General features: G+C 46.6%; 10 protein-coding genes. 2 read left to right on the top strand and 8 right to left on the bottom strand.

The window, feature by feature from the left end; all coding sequences use genetic code 11:
- Window positions 1–265: 265 nt before the first annotated feature.
- From uxuA to EXU57_RS07100, 4 genes are all read right to left on the bottom strand, one after another.
- Entirely contained in the window at window positions 266–1,432 is a 1,167-nt protein-coding gene (gene uxuA, locus EXU57_RS07115) for a mannonate dehydratase (protein WP_317130024.1), read from the bottom strand.
- A 628-nt stretch (window positions 1,433–2,060) separates the two neighbouring features.
- Window positions 2,061–4,205: an endo-1,4-beta-xylanase gene (locus EXU57_RS07110; RefSeq protein ID WP_133267494.1), complete on the bottom strand. Its 2,145-nt coding sequence runs from the start codon at window positions 4,203–4,205 to the stop codon at window positions 2,061–2,063.
- A 183-nt stretch (window positions 4,206–4,388) separates the two neighbouring features.
- Window positions 4,389–6,377 carry a RagB/SusD family nutrient uptake outer membrane protein gene (locus EXU57_RS07105; protein WP_133267493.1) on the bottom strand — a complete coding sequence of 663 codons (1,989 nt, stop codon included), beginning with the start codon at window positions 6,375–6,377 and terminating at the stop codon, window positions 4,389–4,391.
- Between the two features lie 10 nt (window positions 6,378–6,387).
- Window positions 6,388–9,471 carry a SusC/RagA family TonB-linked outer membrane protein gene (locus tag EXU57_RS07100; RefSeq protein WP_133267492.1) on the bottom strand — a complete coding sequence of 1,028 codons (3,084 nt, stop codon included), beginning with the start codon at window positions 9,469–9,471 and terminating at the stop codon, window positions 6,388–6,390.
- Window positions 9,472–9,798: 327 nt separating this feature from the next.
- Here EXU57_RS07100 and EXU57_RS07095 point away from each other — a divergent pair, with 327 nt between their 5' ends.
- Together EXU57_RS07095 and EXU57_RS07090 are read left to right on the top strand one after the other, a co-directional pair.
- Window positions 9,799–10,866, top strand: a complete 1,068-nt coding sequence (locus EXU57_RS07095) for a LacI family DNA-binding transcriptional regulator (protein ID WP_133267491.1) — start codon at window positions 9,799–9,801, stop codon at window positions 10,864–10,866.
- Window positions 10,867–10,888: 22 nt separating this feature from the next.
- A complete protein-coding gene (locus EXU57_RS07090) occupies window positions 10,889–11,992 on the top strand; it encodes a glycoside hydrolase family 43 protein (protein ID WP_133267490.1) in 1,104 nt (367 codons plus the stop codon).
- A gap of 857 nt (window positions 11,993–12,849) precedes the next feature.
- Here the strand turns inward: EXU57_RS07090 and EXU57_RS07085 are convergent.
- From EXU57_RS07085 to fsa, 4 genes are all read right to left on the bottom strand, one after another.
- A complete protein-coding gene (locus EXU57_RS07085; RefSeq protein WP_133267489.1) occupies window positions 12,850–14,340 on the bottom strand; it encodes a xylulokinase in 1,491 nt (496 codons plus the stop codon).
- Window positions 14,341–14,722: 382 nt separating this feature from the next.
- Window positions 14,723–15,682: a transketolase family protein gene (locus EXU57_RS07080; protein ID WP_133267488.1), complete on the bottom strand. Its 960-nt coding sequence runs from the start codon at window positions 15,680–15,682 to the stop codon at window positions 14,723–14,725.
- A 27-nt stretch (window positions 15,683–15,709) separates the two neighbouring features.
- Window positions 15,710–16,576, bottom strand: a complete 867-nt coding sequence (locus EXU57_RS07075; RefSeq protein ID WP_133267487.1) for a transketolase — start codon at window positions 16,574–16,576, stop codon at window positions 15,710–15,712.
- 6 nt (window positions 16,577–16,582) lie between these two features.
- The gene (gene fsa / locus EXU57_RS07070; RefSeq protein WP_133267486.1) at window positions 16,583–17,233 is read right to left on the bottom strand and encodes a fructose-6-phosphate aldolase; all 651 of its coding nucleotides are present in this window, start codon (window positions 17,231–17,233) and stop codon (window positions 16,583–16,585) included.
- Window positions 17,234–17,421: the final 188 nt, after the last annotated feature.

Here is a 17,421-nt window from a genome sequence, read left to right as displayed (position 1 = left end):
GCTAATTGCGCAAATGCAAGCAAATGGCGGAAATTTGCCAAATGATAACGAACGTATCACTGAGCCTGCTAGACACAGAAAAACCCGCCGGTTGGCGGGTTTAAGTCAATAAGAATACAATATCGTTTACTTAAGCATGGTCGCAGAAAACTGGTGAATATTGTAATGCGGTACAAGTGAGTGACACAACGATGTAAAATAGCATTCGTTAGCTGGTCACCAAAAAATGCGCTTAATTAAACGATGTTTCGTCCTGGACGAAAGTCTATTTTAAACTTCTGTCAATTCCCATTTCAAGACCCCTAAGTTCGGCGAGCCCACGTAGCCTGCCAATTGCGCTATACCCGGGATAAGTTTTCTTCTTTAGGTCGTCGAGCATCTGGTGTCCATGATCCGGCCGCATTGGGATCGAAACACCGCGACGACGCATGGTAAGCACCAATTGTTTTACAACTTCATACATATCCACATCCCCTTCCAGGTGATCGGCTTCGTAAAAATTACCATGCGCATCGCGGCGGGTGGCGCGCAGGTGCAGAAAGTGAATATGATTGCCAAGTCTTTCTACCATGCCCGGCAGATCGTTATCGGCTCGAACCCCATAGGAACCGGTGCAGAAACAAAGCCCGTTTGCAGCTGATGGCGCGGCATCGAGTAACTCCCTCGCATCCTGTTCTGTACTTACAATTCTGGGCAATCCCAATATAGGATATGGAGGATCATCAGGGTGAATGGCCATCTTAAGCCCGACCTCTTCTGCAACCGGTACAACCTGTTGCAGGAAATAAAACAAGTGCTGCTTGAGTTTATGCGCATCAATGCCTTCATAAGTTTTAAGGGCGGCCAAAATCTGTTCAACAGTAAACCGCTCTTCACTCCCTGGCAATCCCAACAAGGCATTGTTAAACAGTGTCTGTTTTTCATCGTCCGACATCACCAAAAAACGGTCATGTGCCTGTTGTTTTTCTTCCGGGGTATAGTCGTTTTCTGCCCCTGGCCTTTTCAAAAGAAAAAGGTCAAATGCAATAAAAGCGGCCTTTTCGAAATAGAGCGCTTTACTACCATCGGGCATCGTATAATAGATGTCGGTCCTCATCCAATCAAGAATGGGCATAAAATTATACGTCACCACCTTTAAGCCGCATTCAGCTACATTTCGCAGGCTAATCTTATAATTTTCAATATGGGTTTTGTATTGCCCGATTTGCTTTTTAATCTCTTCGTGCACAGGTAGACTTTCAATGACGGTCCAGGTGAGACCTGCAGCTTCCACTTGCTGCTTACGTTTATTAATTTCTTCAATGGTCCACACATCCCCTACCGGAATATGGTGCAGTGCAGTAACAACACCTGTGCAGCCTGCCTGCCGGATGTCGGATAAACTTACCGGATCATTGGGTCCGTACCAGCGCATCGTTTGCTCCATTAACATGTGAAAGAGGTTATGAGTTGAAAATTGTGAGTTTAGAATTATGTGTGATGAGTTGTGCGTTTTGAACGACTTTAAGATGTCGTATCATCTGCAGTAACATGGTTGCAGTAGATAGTTGTTCTTTTTAGCGTCGCTAAATTATTCCTTGTTTGTGCATAATGCGCAAATGTGATTGACTATTTTGAGAAATGCCCATGTAATTAATGGGCAGCAGTAGGATTGGGAACAGGTCGTCCGCAAGCGTGGCTGGCGGTATTCAGGTTTGGTATAGGCGGCATTGATGGGTTGAGAAGCTTACTGTCCTCTTTAAGTTCCTTTGTGGCCGGGAGGGTTTAAGAAATGGACATTAATTATAGACCAATCAACCTTTCTAAATTATGAGTTTTCTTGCATTAATGATACTCCCTCAACTTATGACGTACAAGCCCGCGTTCTATTGGAAGCGCTTCTGATAGCTTGTGTTTTATGGCAGCATATTGCCGTGTACTGCTGTGCTGGTTGTAGCGGGTAAACGGATGGATTTGTCGAAGTTCAAGTCTTTTAATATTTGACTTGGTTCCCCAAAAAACGTTAATGTAAAAAGCCGCCTCGACTTCAAAAGTTGAGACGGCTTTTTAGACGGTTGAAATTATTTCCTGACCTCCAGCTTAGCCACCTGCCGGCTTCCGTTCGCATCTATGCGAACGAAATAAGTTCCGCTCACTAGTCCGAGCGTTGAAACGGTTTCAACGCCGTTAGACGGCAACTTTTGCGTTCTCAAACTGCGGCCGAACACATCAAGTATGGTTATGCTCCCCTGGTTAAGTGCATCAGGTGTTGTGCGGACAACAAAGTTCGCACTGGCGGGATTTGGATACACTTGAACAAACAGGCCGGGTTTAGTACCAAAATTAACCTGGCGTACTCCGTAGTAAGTTTTTTTACCGTCCTTATCAACTTGTACCAGGCGGTAATAGTTTACACCTTTATGTGGCGATGGGTCGACAGTACTGTACTTGTAACTGAGTTGCCCATGCACACTTGCCTTTACTATGGCAAGTATGGTGTAGTTAGCACCATCTGTTGAACGTTCTATCTCATAGCGATCATTGTTGATTTCATTGGTGGTGGACCAGGTAATTTCAGCACCTGAGCCGGATTTTATCACCTCAAACAGTTTGAGCTTAACCGGCAAGACAGTGCTTTGTACATATTGTTTAAGCCAGATCATTGCCGGCTTTTCCGCACCGTTTGCATAAACAAGCGGTGCGCCCTGGGCGGTCCGCCAATGACCGGGACGATGTCCCCACATGGTTATTCCTTTGATTGCCGGGTGCTCCCAGAACAGTGGAAAAACACGCTGGTATTCCCGAAGCTGAACGGTGTCACCTTGTGGTGTTTCAGCGGGCGGACCGTCGATATCAAGTTCTGTAATGTAAACGGGGAGCCCGGTTGCCGCTAATGCATTTACGTTGTTGCGTAGTGTTGTCAACGAGGTTCCGGCTGTGGTAAAAGCATGTCCCTGCTCCCCTACTCCATCAATCAGGTTTTCTGCTTTTAGCAGGTTGATGATGTTAACATATGTGGCAGTGGCACTGTTGCTATTGATAATGCTGTAATCGTTGAGCCAAAGTTTGGTTGAGGCAGGGAAATATTGTCGCGCTAGTCTGAACGAGGTTATTATCCAGTCCCATCCGGAGGCACCGCTACCACCAAGTGCATTAATGTAGTTTCCTCCTCCGTTGCCGGTACGATTTGGTGGCTGGTGTAAAGGTTCATTGACCACTTCCACAAAATCGATCGCAGGATACCGTTGGGCCACTGCGGCATACCATTCTTTGATTTCAATCAATTGTGAGTCGGGCGGAAGACTCTCGATCCATGCAGGTTGCTGGCTCCCCCAGATAAGCGTATGCATCTTGAATGGGTAGCCGCTGTCTTTTGCAAGTTTATAAGCAGAGTCCATCTCCGACCAGTTCATAACATTACGCACTGCCTCTACGGTGCCCCATTTGCCACCATTTTCGGGTGTTACCTGGTTCCAGTATTTGCCAAAATTCACTTTTTGTGGATTCGAGTAAGCAGAGCCGAGCCACTTTGCTTTTCCCGTAGCAATCGGTGGTCCGGACGGGGTATAAGGCGGCGGCGGTGGAGTCGTAGTTCCTGGCTCGCCATTGTCAAGGTTCTTTACCGTAAAATAAAAGCTGCTCAGGCCAAATACAAATTTTTCCAAGTCAAGCCCGTTTTCGCGCCCGCCTATCTGGAACGTTTGTGTAAGGTTTCCGGCAGGCACGTTAAAACTGATTGGTGATTCGCCGCCATTAAACAGCGACATGTTTACCCACTTCCAGACATTGTTGGCCGCCACGGATCCGCTACCGGTTACAATGATATTGGATGTGGTATCGCCAACATTGTTCAGGTTGTTGGCCAATATCCAATCGTTGTCTGCAGCAGTGCCGGTTGCCGCTAACTGCTTTGTACCAAATCCATTTGCATAAAAGTAGCTGTCATCATTTGCACCACCGGATCCAACCCGGATACGCGCATAAAGCTGGTATGTCCCAGCCATGGGGAAAGTAACCGTATACGTTACCACCCGGTTGGGTGTCCCAGGGTTTCCCGAAGCAACCACGTCGGTTGTTGCCCTGATAAACGTAATCCCTGATTGCGTCACGGTAGTAAACTCTGAACCGGCTGTTCCGCTCTCTGCTTCAACCATTACAAAATTTTGCGCAAATAGCGCAGCAAACGAGCAACCCAGCAGTACCATTGTAAGTAAAACTTTTTTCATGCTGTTAGTATTTGTGGTTTTAGAAGTGGCAAATATTGAATTTAGGGCTTTCAATCGAACTTGCTCAGCCTTTAGATTGCGTGAAAACTGATCCTGGAGAAACGGGTCTTTTGAACCGGGATCACGGTAACAAAGAAGGGTGAATATAACATCACCCTTCTTATTACCTGAATCTGTTTGTTTTTATTGATAACCCGGGTTTTGGTAAGCAGCCTTTTCCTCAGCCGTAGCTTCCATTCCGTCCAGTTGGCTTTGCGGGATAGGTCGAAGGTAGTGTCTCGGCTCAATGGTGCGATTGAATGTTTGCGGGGTATGATTTCCATAATTTGCACCACCGATAGCGTACGTTGATGCAACATCGTTCCACTTCTGGGTACGCACCAGGTCAGACCAACGAAGACCTTCACCAAAGTATTCACGGGAACGTTCTGCAAGTATATAATCGATGTCTATCGTTCCAGGTGTGGCAGCAGTCAATGCAGCGCTATTGTCTGACACGAAAGCTGCGTTGGACTTGTTGGAAAACCTCCATTTGCCTGCTCTTGCGCGAATAACATTGATCAATTCACGGGCATTTTTGCCGCTAACGGTCGTAGCTCCCTTTACAGCAGCCTCAGCAGCAATAAAATAAAGTTCAGAGAACTTTGCAATTTTGAATGGGCGAGTACTTGTTGCATTAGGAGAACCTAAACCGGTTCCATTATCTGTACGGTAAACGCCCATCTTCCAAAGACCAGGATATACAATTCTGCTTATACCACTTGGAGGTATTACAAAATCAGCCCGGCCAGGTAACTGACCTGCCCCAATATTATTAGAAACTTTCCCCGCAAATCGCTGCCCGGTAGGATAAACAATACCGGCAGCCTCCGCGTCACTATCAAGGAAAGTCAATATTGCGTCACCCGGGGCTACCGGAAGATCATTAGCATTATAAAGAACAGGGTTAGGTGTTCCTCCCTTAGGCCAATTGCCCCTGTAAACCGTTGTAAACGTACCATCGTAACGCGAGTCCAGTGTTTTTTCTGCAAACGTGTTTGTAAAAACACCGATGGGTGGAGCCATACGGGTGTATGGTCGACCTAGCGCCTGGGCCGCTTCCCGTTGAACAGAACTTATAGCTGTGCCGGTACCGCCCGGATTTGAAGCGCTTGTGATTACCGTATAGTTCCAGGTTACCATCCAAATTGCAGAATTCCTGCCAGGAGGGTTCCCGATTTCACCATCGAAGCCGGTAACAATCGGGGCTCCGTTATACAGTTCACTCTCCTGGGTATGGTCGGCATACAACAGCATTTCTTTGTTGCGATCGTTACCGCCTACGTGTACGTCGTAAAACGTGTTTTCCAAACCATAAGGACCGGGATTGTTTATACCTTCTACAGCGATGTCATAAGCTTTTTGAAAGTAAGATTGTGCACTTTGCCCGGCAGGATCTGTTCTCGGGGTTGCAGGATAGGTTGGAATGTTGTTGGGATTTTGCAGCCACCATGCATAGGTCAAATAAGCTTTCGCAAGATAAAGACGTGCAACCGTTTTTGTAACTCCGCCCGTTACCCGTGGAGTCACTGGCAAGTCGGCTATAGCTTGAATTAAATCAGGAAATATCGCTTTTGTATATACCTCAGGAACGGTGTTACGAACTGACTTTCTTGACGGAGCTGTGTTAAACTTTAGTTCACCTGCACCAAGATCTAAAGGCACACCCCCAAAAGTTTGCACCAGCAAAAAGTAATCGAAGGCGCGGAAAAACCTCGCTTCTGCTATCAGGGAAGCAGAGATACCCGGTACTGCGAGGCCATTTTCGATAACACCACTAGCGGTGTTGATGTTAGAAAATGCTGCGCCCCAAAGGTTATCGGACCGGCTGCTTTGCGGGGTTATACTTCCAACGCCGCTAAGATCCATATCCCTGAAATTTGCATCGGCGCTTTGCGCATAGGTATATTCATCTGTGCCGGTTTCTAACGTGTTGTAGTAATAAGGCTGGCCATAGATGATCCGGAGATGACCATACATGGAGGTGATACCGCCCTGGACACCTCTTTCTGTTTTGAAGAAGCTGGGTTCATAAAAACTACGCGGCTCCTCCTCAAGGATTTTTTTACAGCCCGAAAAAACCAGTATCAGGAGCGCTGATCCAAGAAGGAATTTTATGCTTATATTTTTCATTGTAATCTTTTTAAAATGTCAGATTAAGGCCTAAGATATAGTTGCGGGTCGACGGCGTGTTGAAGCCAACGGTAAGAACGCGGTTCGGAATTGCCTGGCCGCTTGAAGCCGTATTTTCATTTCCAGCTGAATTCGTTTCAGGATCCAGACCGGATTCCCTGTTAAACGGCGAGAACATGACAAAAGGATTTTGAGCAGTAAAATACATCCGCAACTTGGGACCAGTGCTCTTCAGCAGGCTATGGTTGAAGTTGTAGCCGAGTGTGATTGTACGCACTTTCAGGTAAGATCCATCGAAGTAGCTAAGTGTGCTGGCATATTTTGGATTATCGCCGCTGATCGGACCTGCAGGATTGGGATACTTTGCATCTGGATTGGTTGGCGTCCAGTAATCAACCTTGATGTTATTTCTCCGTCCGGTTAGCAAATTGAGGTAACCATTGGGTCCATGAATGGTACTTATGAGAATGCCACCTTTCCTGTAAATCGCTACGAGTCCCAGGTCAAAACCCTTATAAGCTACACGGGTATTGAAACCGCCCTGCCAGTCCGGATCGACGTCCATAATCTGGCGGTCAGCACCTGATATTTGTCTCAGTGGCCGGCCATTACCATCATATCCGCCTGTGTAGAGCACCTTGATCATACCAACCCTTCCACCCGGGTCCAAAATGTTCTGAAAGTTGTCAGCACTATCCTGTGCGCTGGTCCAGAGACCTACTTTCTGATAGTCGTAAATGGAATTGATATTATGCCCTACAAACCACGAGTTCCCCTCATTTCTGGTTTCACCTGAGGCCAGAGAGGTTAACCTGTTTTGGTTTGTATAGAAATTCAATCCGGCTTCCCAGGTCAGTGATTTCGTGTTGATGATTGTACCATTCAGGCTAAGCTCCAATCCTTTGTTTTGTGTGGCTCCAATATTGGCAGTATAGCCGCTAACACCTGAAGTCGGGGGCAAGCCAAGGCCTAGCAGGATGTCCTCTGTTTTGGTGATATAGTACTCAACGGTTCCCGATAAGCGGTTCTTCAGCATGCTGAAATCAACCCCGAAGTTTAAGGTTTTAGAAAACTCCCAGCCTAGATTTTCATTTGGCAACTGAGAAACAAAGTAACCGGTAGCATAGTTTGTAGGGCCGAAGTTGTATGGCCTGGTATCTAAGCGCCCAAGGGTAGCATAGGGAGAAATAGCCTGGTTAGACGTTTGTCCGTAGCCCGCACGCAACTTTAGATTATTTATGGCGTTGACTCCCTGCATGAACGTTTCATTAGAAAGGTTCCAGCCAACGGATACGGCCGGATAAGTGTGCCATTTATGGCCAGGTGCCAGCCTTGAGGAACCATCGGAACGTAAGGTAGCGGAGATCATATAGCGGTTGCCGTAAGAGTACATTACACGTCCCATATAGGACATGAGCCCCCACAATTCGTAACTCTGGTTATTAGGATTTACTGTTATGTTCTGACCCGCCTGACCTAAGTTATAAAATTGGAAAGAAGCGGCAGGAATATCTTGCCCGGAGATGTTTGACCTGGTAGATTGATTTTGCTCAGTTGAGTACAAAGCCACTGCATTAATGGTGTGTTTTCCACCAAAAGTGCGATCATAAGTCAGAACGTTCTCCAGGGTGTAATGATATGTAAGTCGGTTGTCTACAGAAGCAGAGGAGATCGCATTACGGTCTATATTTCCAACTCCCTGCCCCGAAAACGAACCATTCGTTGACTGCAGGAAATCGAGCCCGAGATTTACCCGATATTTCAATCCATTCACAAAAGGCAACTTAACCTCCGCGTAGATAGAGTTGTAAGAGGCAAAACCACGGTTTTCATTTAGCCAAAGACCATTGTCGGTTAAACTGTCTATTATCTTGTTGGTTAATACAAATTGTTCGTCCTGGGCCATTCTGATCACCCTTTTTAAGGTACCATCGGTATTGTATGGATTTGAGATAGGCGTTGCTGCCAACGTGCTGTATAATCCAACCTGGTTACCCTCACTTTGGTTGAAATTGTCGTAAGTAGTAAAGCCAAAGCGAAAATTCTTTCCCACCTGCTGATCCAGTGAGCCCCTCAATGAATAACGCTTGTATTGCTGCGAAGGCACGACACCCTGGTTCTGGTAATAACCCAACCCGAAATTGTAGTTGCCGGTTTCAGTTCCGCCGGAAACACTAACGTTATGATCGGTAACAATACCCGTTTTGTAAAACATATCCTGCCAATCAACATCTACGTCATTTGACTCATCTGGCCCGTTCACGAATTGACCCCGCGCAGCCCGAAGTGCGGCGAACTCAGGTCCATTCATCATTGGATATTTTGCAAAAATCTTTAATGCACCCGTATAAGTATTGTAGGAGATTCTCGGCTTTTGTCCTTTTTGTCCTTTGTTCGTGGTAATTAGTATAACCCCATTCGCTCCACGGGAGCCATAAATAGCAGTAGCGGAAGCATCCTTCAAAATGTCAACACTCCTGACATCGTTAGGATCGATATCGGAAATAGAACCAGGAAAAGGAATACCGTCAAGCACTATTAAAGGATCGTTACTAGCACTTAATGAGCGCGTTCCCCGGATCCGGATCTGCATGGACGCCCCTGGCCGGGTTGAGGTTTGCGCCATTTCAACACCCGGCAAACGACCCTGCAATGCCTGCGCAATGTTTGGTGATGGAACATCCCGCATGGCAGCACCACTAATGGAAGCTACAGAACCCGTAACAGCTTCTTTACGCTGGGTACCATAACCAACCACCACGACCTGCTCGAGGTTGGCTCCGGATGAAGCCCGCAGCTGTACGTCAACGGTTGTACGATTGCCAACGTTTACCTCCTGATCAGTATAACCTATTGCAGTTATCCTGATGGAAGCATTTGCTGGAACGCTCAATGAAAAAGTTCCATCGGTTCCGGCCGAAGTTCCGGCTTGCGAACCAACAACAGTGATTGTTGCACCGGCCAGGGGTTCCCCCTGGTCACTCGTTACCTTACCGGTAATCCTGACCTGTGCCATTGCCGGCAAGACGGCAAATAAAATCCAGCAAATAGCCATCGTGAGCTTTTGCAGGCTACTCTTAGCCAAACGTTTCATAATTGATGATTTAGTATTGATGTATTGGGTTGTGCGAGATAATAAGCCAAGCCCCGGTAGATCCGGAAGACATAGAAGCTTATAGAGATTAGTAATTAGTCATCAGTGCATAAAACCATTTAGCCGGTAAGTAACCGGTAAGGCAGCACGAAAGCGGATCGATGAAATCGGGGACATGCACCCCGGAAAGGAGGATAGATGTTAATCATATAGCAAGGCTGATAGGTTAATTAGCAAATTAAAAGTAACTAATTTTCGTAAAATGCAACCGATTGCAATAACTTTTTTTAAAAATTCATACATTAGCTAAATAATGGAGTCTGCCATATGACAAAAGGGAAAGAGATTACCATATATGACCTCGCCGACAAACTTCGGATCTCCAGTGCTACAGTAAGCAGGGCGCTTAAAGATGATCCGGTGGTCAGTAAAAAAACCAGGCTGAAGATTGCTGAACTGGCTGAGGAAATGGGTTATCGAACGAATCACTTTGCGCGAAACCTGCGAAGCAAGAAAACAAATACAATCGGGGTTATTATCCCGCGCATTAACAGCCATTTCATGTCGAGTGTTATCTCGGGAATCGAAAAAGTGGCCAATCAGTCCGGCTATAACCTTATCATCAGCCAATCGGGAGAGTCGGTAGAAAAAGAAATTGCCAATGCAAAAACCATGTTTAACAGCCGGGTAGACGGGCTGCTGGTTTCGCTGGCTTACGATACTACCAATATCAATCACTTCGATGTTTTTTTCAAGAATAATGTTCCGATTATCTTTTATGATCGTATCCCACAACAAAGAGAGTCAACAAACGTGATTATTGATAATCAGAGGCGAGGATATGAGGCAACCCAACACCTGATCGAACAGGGTTGCAAAAGGATCGTACATGTTACTGCCTTATTAAGACGCAATGTTTACCTGGACCGTTTTATGGGTTACAAACAGGCGCTTGCAGATAATGATATCCCATTCAAAGAGGAATACCTCATCATTAACGATCTCAGTAAGCAAGGTGGTGCAGAGGCTGCAAAAGTGATCATGCAAATGAATCCCTTACCGGATGCGGTGTTTGTTGCCAACGATGACTGTGCTGTAGGCTGTATGCTTGCAATGAAAGAAGCCGGTATCAGGATCCCCGAACAAATCGCCTTTGTGGGGTTTAATAATGATCCTGTAGCCTCGGTTGTTGAACCTCACCTTACAACGGTAAACTACCCGGGATACGACATCGGGGAAGCCGCAGCACAAAACCTGATCGATCACCTGAAAGGTAAAACATCCATGACGGTAACTGATGCGATTGTGCTGAGGTCGGAACTTGTTATCAGGGCTTCCTCCCAACGAAAAGCTGCATCCGGATCGCTGCTTAATAAATCTTCAAACAAAAAATAATCGCCTAAAAGAACGACAAATTATGCCATTACAAAATTTCAAACGATTTGTGCCGATTGCCGTTGCAATAGCCGTTGCTGCATGCAATCAAAGCCAGTCAACTGCTGATGGAAGTTCAGACTCAACAAAAGGTTCCGGGTCGGACAGCACCCAATACCTGTCGCAACCATTGGTTACGCAAATGTATACGGCCGATCCTTCGGCACACGTGTTTAACGGCCGGATCTATATCTATCCATCGCACGATATTGATGCCGGTGTTCCTGAAAAAGACGATGGCTCTCACTTTGCAATGACCGATTACCATGTATTATCGATGGACAGCATAAATGGGAAGGTAACGGACCATGGAGTTGCGATGGATATCAAAGATATTCCATGGGCAGGCAGGCAGCTATGGGCTCCTGATGCCGCTTACAAAAATGGCAAGTACTACCTTTACTTCCCCGTCAAAGACAAAAAGGATGAGTTCAAGATAGGTGTGGCAACAAGCAATTCACCTACCGGACCGTTTAAGCCCGAAGCGCAGCCGATTGCCGGCAGTTTTAGCATCGACCCTGCGGTGTTTACCGACTCAGATGGTAATAGTTATATGTACTTTGGTGGTATCTGGGGTGGCCAGTTACAAAAATGGCAGAGTGGCAAGTTCGACTCCACTTACGGACAGGAACCCGCAGATGATAAAGTTGCTCTATCCCCAAAAGTGGCGAAGCTGCGAAAGGATATGCTTGGCTTTGAGGGAGCTGTAAAAGACGTACAGATCGTAGATAAAGATGGCAAACCGTTTATGGCGGGCAATCATGAGAAACGCTTTTTCGAAGCTTCTTATATGCACAAGTACAATGGGAAGTATTACTTTTCTTACTCAACCGGCGATACTCATTTCATCGCATATGCAATCGGCGATAATCCACTTGGACCATTTACTTACCAGGGCGTGATTTTGAACCCGGTACAAGGCTGGACCAATCACCATTCGATTATTGAAATGAATGGCAAGTCGTACATTTTTTACCACGACACCCAACTGTCCGGCAAAACCCACCTGCGTAATGTGAAAGTAACCGAGCTTAAGTATAATCCCGACGGAACCATTCAGCCCATAACAACTTTCCAAAAAGGATAAAAGAATTCGAATAATGTTTAATTAAGCATACGAGTATACTCCTCATATGTAGTTTAGTATACCTGATTGCTTAATCATCTTTTGCCCGTAAAGCCGCCCGCGATTCACTTCGTTGGGCGGCTTTCTCATTAGAGAACAGGTAACTACCAGCCGAATGTTCATGCTGTTCACCGTTTTGGTAATGATGAGGTATGAACGATGAATGATGAATGAATTTCCCGCATGGACCATCATTGCGAGCGCAGCGAAGCAAGCCCATATTATAGCCGGTCGTCATTGCGAGCGCAGCGAAGCAATCCTATAGCAACGATGAAGTATGAACGATGAATGATGAATGGAATTTCCCGCACTAACCCTCATTGCGAGCGCAGCGAAGCAATCGTATAGCAACGATGAAGTATGAACGATGAATGATGAATGGAACTTCCCCCAAGCAGCGTCATTGCGACGGCAGCGAAGCAATCCCTTGTTTTAGCATCGAAAGCATGTGCCTGGCATTGCACCGTCATTGCGAGCGCAGCGAAGCAATCCCCTGTTTTAGCATCGAAAGCATGTGCCTGGCACTGCACCGCCGTTGCGAGCGCAGCAAAGCAAGCCCATATTTTGGCCGGTCGTCATTGCGAGCGCAGCGAAGCAATCCCTTGTTTTAGCATCGAAAGCATGTGCCTGGCACTGCACCGTTGTTGCGAGCGCAGCGAAGCAATCCCATGTTTTGGCCGGTCGTCATTGCGAGCGCAGCGAAGCAATCCCTTGTTTTGGCATCGAGGTATTTTGATTAGCACTGCACCGTCATTGCGAGCGCAGCGAAGCATTTACAAAAACAACTCATCAACCGACGGGCCAACCAAACGATATTGCTATCGATCCGAATTATCCAGGATCCCTTCTAATGCACGCTGCCAGTTTCCATATAAGTCGTTGTAGTGCTCAGCCTGGGTTGGGGTTATAATGTGCAGGATCTCGCGACCGCTAAATGCTTCAGCGGCATTGTGGAAGTAACCCACGCCGATGCCGGCACCAAGTGCGGCGCCAACACTGCCATCACATTCATAAAGTTCTACAGGCACACCGGTTGCATTTACAAAAGCATTTGCAAATACATTACTCAGGAACATGTTTGCTCTACCTGCACGTATGACTGTCGGGGTCATTCCGCTTTGACGCATGATGTCGAGACCATAGCGAAACGCAAAAGCAATACCTTCCTGTGCGGCATGAAACAGGTGTGCAGCACTATGTTTATTAAAATCAGCATTGAGTATCTGGGCACCTAACACACGGTTGTTAAGGATACGCTCTGCACCATTACCAAACGGGAGCATAACCAATCCGTCGCTTCCGGGTTTAACAGCACCGGCCTGCTCATTCATTTGTGGGTAGGATAAGCTGTTACCTGTGACGTTTCGAACCCACTTGTTCAGAATACCCGTACCATTGATACAAAGCAATACGCCTACCCTTGTTTGTTGCGCATTGTGGTTGACGTGTGCAAAGCTGTTCACCCTCGATTGTGGGTCGGAAGTAAGCTGGTCGCTCACTCCATAGATGACACCTGAAGTTCCGGCGGTAGCTGCAACTTCTCCTGGTTGAAGCACATTCAACGAAAGTGCATTGTTCGGCTGATCGCCGGCTTTATAGGTTACCGGTATTCCGGCTTTTAAAGATAATTCATCGGCGACCTTACCGGAAAGCTTGCCATGGGTGCTAAATACGTCATTGATTTCCGGAATAAGTTTTTCTTCAAAACCAAACTGACTTAAGACCTCGGTGGAAAGCGCATTGGTTTTAAAGTCCCAGAAAATTCCTTCTGACAAGGCCGAAGGTGTTGTAGTGATGTCGCCGGTTAAACGTTGGGCGATAAAATCGCCAGGTAACATAATCTTGTGAATTTGCGCATAAATCTCCGGCTCATGTTCTTTTACCCATGCCAGTTTCGCCGCGGTAAAATTGCCGGGTGAATTCAACAAACAACCTAAACAATACGCACTACCAAGTTCATTAAAAGCCCGGTCGCCATAGGATACTGCCCGGCTGTCGCACCAGATAATGCTGTTGCGTAAAACATCGCCCTTCTTATCAAGTAATACGAGTCCATGCATCTGGTAAGATATCCCGATTGCACCGATGTCATTTTTGTTGTAATACCCAAGACTATTCACTTTCAGGATGGCTTGCCTGACATCGTTCCACCACTTTTCGGGTGATTGTTCAGCCCAACCGGATTGTAGTGAAATGATCTCCGACTCTGTCTCAGGATACTGAGCACTGGCGATCGTTTGCTGGGTAGCGCCGTCTACTACCGAAACTTTAATGGAAGATGTTCCGACGTCGATGCCAAGAAGTAACATGGTAAGCTATAATAATGGATGATGAACTGGAAATGCAGGATTACAGAATATTAACGCGTGCAGAACCATACAAAATGCCGGGTGATGATGTTGAATGCTTGCTCTCGGATTAGTTGGGTGTCCTTGGATAAGCGCTGCGTATTGAAACTACAGCACAAGAGTGCGACGCAACGATGATCACCAGAATTACCCAAGCCGGGTCCAAAAAATTTTTCAGTATAGGATATTGAGTGCTTTATTAGCGGCGGCAATGCAGATAAACAAACATTGCATCTATGCTATATTTTGTTTGTAACAGTATTGTGATCTACAACGGGCAGATCACAATACTATTGATAGCTTCAATCCTGCTACCAGCAAACAACAAGTGTAAAGTGCAATACTAACCCTGCTTTCTCGCAATTGCTTTCTTTACCGACTCTACAATGCTTTTGGCATTGAGGCCGTACTTCTCCATGAGTTGTGCAGGGGTTCCACTTTCACCAAAGCTATTGTCGACCCCAATCATTTCTACCGGTAAAGGGGTGTTGCGTGCAAGCAACTGGCAAACCGCATCGCCAAGTCCGCCGTTGAGCTGGTGCTCTTCTGCAGTTACCACGCAACGCGTTTTTTCAGCCGAACGAAGAATGGCTTCAGTATCGAGCGGTTTGATCGTATGAATGTTGATGATCTCCGCATCGATCCCTTCTTTTTCAAGCTGCTCACCTGCAAGGATTGCTTCCCATACCAGGTGACCGGTTGCAAAGATGCTCACGTCTTTACCTTCGTTTACCGTCCATGCCTTACCAATTTCAAACTTCTGATCGGGATCGGTAAAGATGGGAACCACAGGTCTGCCGAAACGCAGGTATACTGGTCCCTGGTAATCGGCGATGGCTATTGTAGCAGCTTTGGTCTGGTTGAAATCGCAAGGGTTGATGACGGTCATTTCAGGCATGGCCCGCATCATTGCAATATCTTCAAGTATCTGGTGTGTTGCACCGTCTTCACCAAGCGTGAGGCCGGCATGCGATACGCATATTTTTACATTGGTGCCTGAATAAGCCACGCTCTGGCGGATCTGGTCGTAAACACGGCTGGAACCAAAGTTTGCGAAAGTAGTTGGATAGGGAATAAAGCCGCTAAGTGCAAGACCTGCTGATACACCAATCATATTGGCTTCAGCTATTCCGCACTGTATAAAACGCTCGGGATTTTCTTTGATAAAGGTGTCGAGCTTTAAGGATGCAACCAGGTCGGCACAAAGTGCCACAACGTTAGGATTTGTTCTGCCCAACTCAGCAATGCCTGCGCCAAATCCCGAACGGGTATCTTTCTTTTCGGTAAAAGTGTATTTCTTCATGTAGTTGATGTAGGTTGGTGAGGAGGATTAGTAGTCGCCAAGTGTTACGGGTAATTGCTTCAGTGCGATATCAAGTTGCTCATCATTTGGTGCAGCACCGTGCCACTTATGCGTGTACATCATGTAATCCACACCAAAGCCCATTTCGGCTTTCATTAAGATCAACACCGGTTTTTTGTTACCCGTTTTTTGTTTAGCTGCCTCGAGTGCCTCCAGCACCTGCAACATGTCGTTACCGTTTTTCAGTTCAACGGTATCCCAACCAAATGCTTCGTATTTCAACCGCAGGTCACGGTTGTGCATCACCTTGTCGGTTGGTCCGTCAATCTGCTGCCCGTTCCAGTCGATGATTGCAATTAGGTTATCGAGCTGGTGGTGTGCAGCAAACTGTACCCCTTCCCAGATCTGTCCCTCCTGTTGTTCACCATCCCCCATCAGTACATAAACAAGCCGGTCTTCTTTACGAAGCCTTTTTGCAAATGCGGCACCAGCTGCAACAGAAAGCCCCTGCCCTAATGAACCCGATGCAATCCGAACCCCTGGCAGGTGTTCGTGCGTTGCGGGATGCCCCTGAAGGCGGGAGTTTATTTTCCGGAATGTAGACATTTCAGCCGTTGGAAAATATCCGCGCCGCGAAAGCACGGAATAAAATACCGGTGAAATATGTCCGTTGGATAAAAAGAATAAATCTTCGTTTTGTCCCGGCCGGGAAAATTCAAGAAAGCCCTCTGCGTTTTTGGTTTCGTTGATACGCATTACGTGAAAGTAAAGGGCAACGATCAGGTCGGCACATCCCAGTGATCCGCCGGGGTGACCCGACTGCGAGGAGTGTACCATTCGCACGATGTCGCGCCTTACCTGGCCGGAGATTTGGTCAAGCTGTTTTGGTTCCATGTATGATTACATTTTTTTAGCGTCTTCTAAAAATTTGGCGAGGCCAATGTCGGTGAGGGGATGTTTCAATAGGCCCAGAATTGGCTCAAGCGGGCAGGTGCATACATGAGCACCCATTTCAGCTGCGCGTATGATGTGATTGGGGTTGCGAATGGAAGCGGCAAGTATCTCTGTTTTGTATCCTTGCACTTTAAATATGCGGGCAATCTGGTCGATCAACATCATGCCATCCCAGCCACTGTCGTCGATACGGCCAAGGAATGGAGAAATATAAGTGGCGCCTGCTTTTGCAGCAAGTATAGCTTGTCCGGCCGAGAAGATCAACGTACAATTGGTGCGGATACCATTATCGGTAAACCACTTGATGGCTTTTACACCATCTTTAATCATCGGAACTTTTACAACAATGTTTGGATGAATGGCAGCAAGCTTCTTCCCTTCTTCTATGATGCTATCGACTGTAGTTGTAAGTACTTCTGCAGATATGTCGCCGTCAACAAGCTCGCATATCGTTTTATAATGTTGATTGATGGCTTCTTCTCCCTTAATGCCCTCTTTGGCCATCAGCGATGGATTGGTTGTAACACCATCCAGGATGCCTAAATCGTGGGCCTCTTTAATCTGCGCGAGATTGGCCGTGTCGATAAAAAATTTCATAGCAGTTGTTATAAAGTTTTAAAGTATGAACCACCCGGCTTGCCCGGAATGCTCCGGACCGCCGGGCGGTGTTGAACTATTTTGCAGGCTGAAGGTACATAAGATAACCTAAAAACGATTTTCAGCAGATCGCAATTAAAAATGCGTGCGATCTAATTCACCCCACAATAGAAATCTTATTGCGGGCG

The sequence above is a fragment of the Segetibacter sp. 3557_3 genome (assembly GCF_004354985.1).
In the GTDB taxonomy this organism is placed as follows: Bacteria; Bacteroidota; Bacteroidia; order Chitinophagales; family Chitinophagaceae; genus Segetibacter.
Note: the sequence above shows the minus strand (reverse complement) of the source record. Positions and strands in the feature narration are given on the sequence as shown.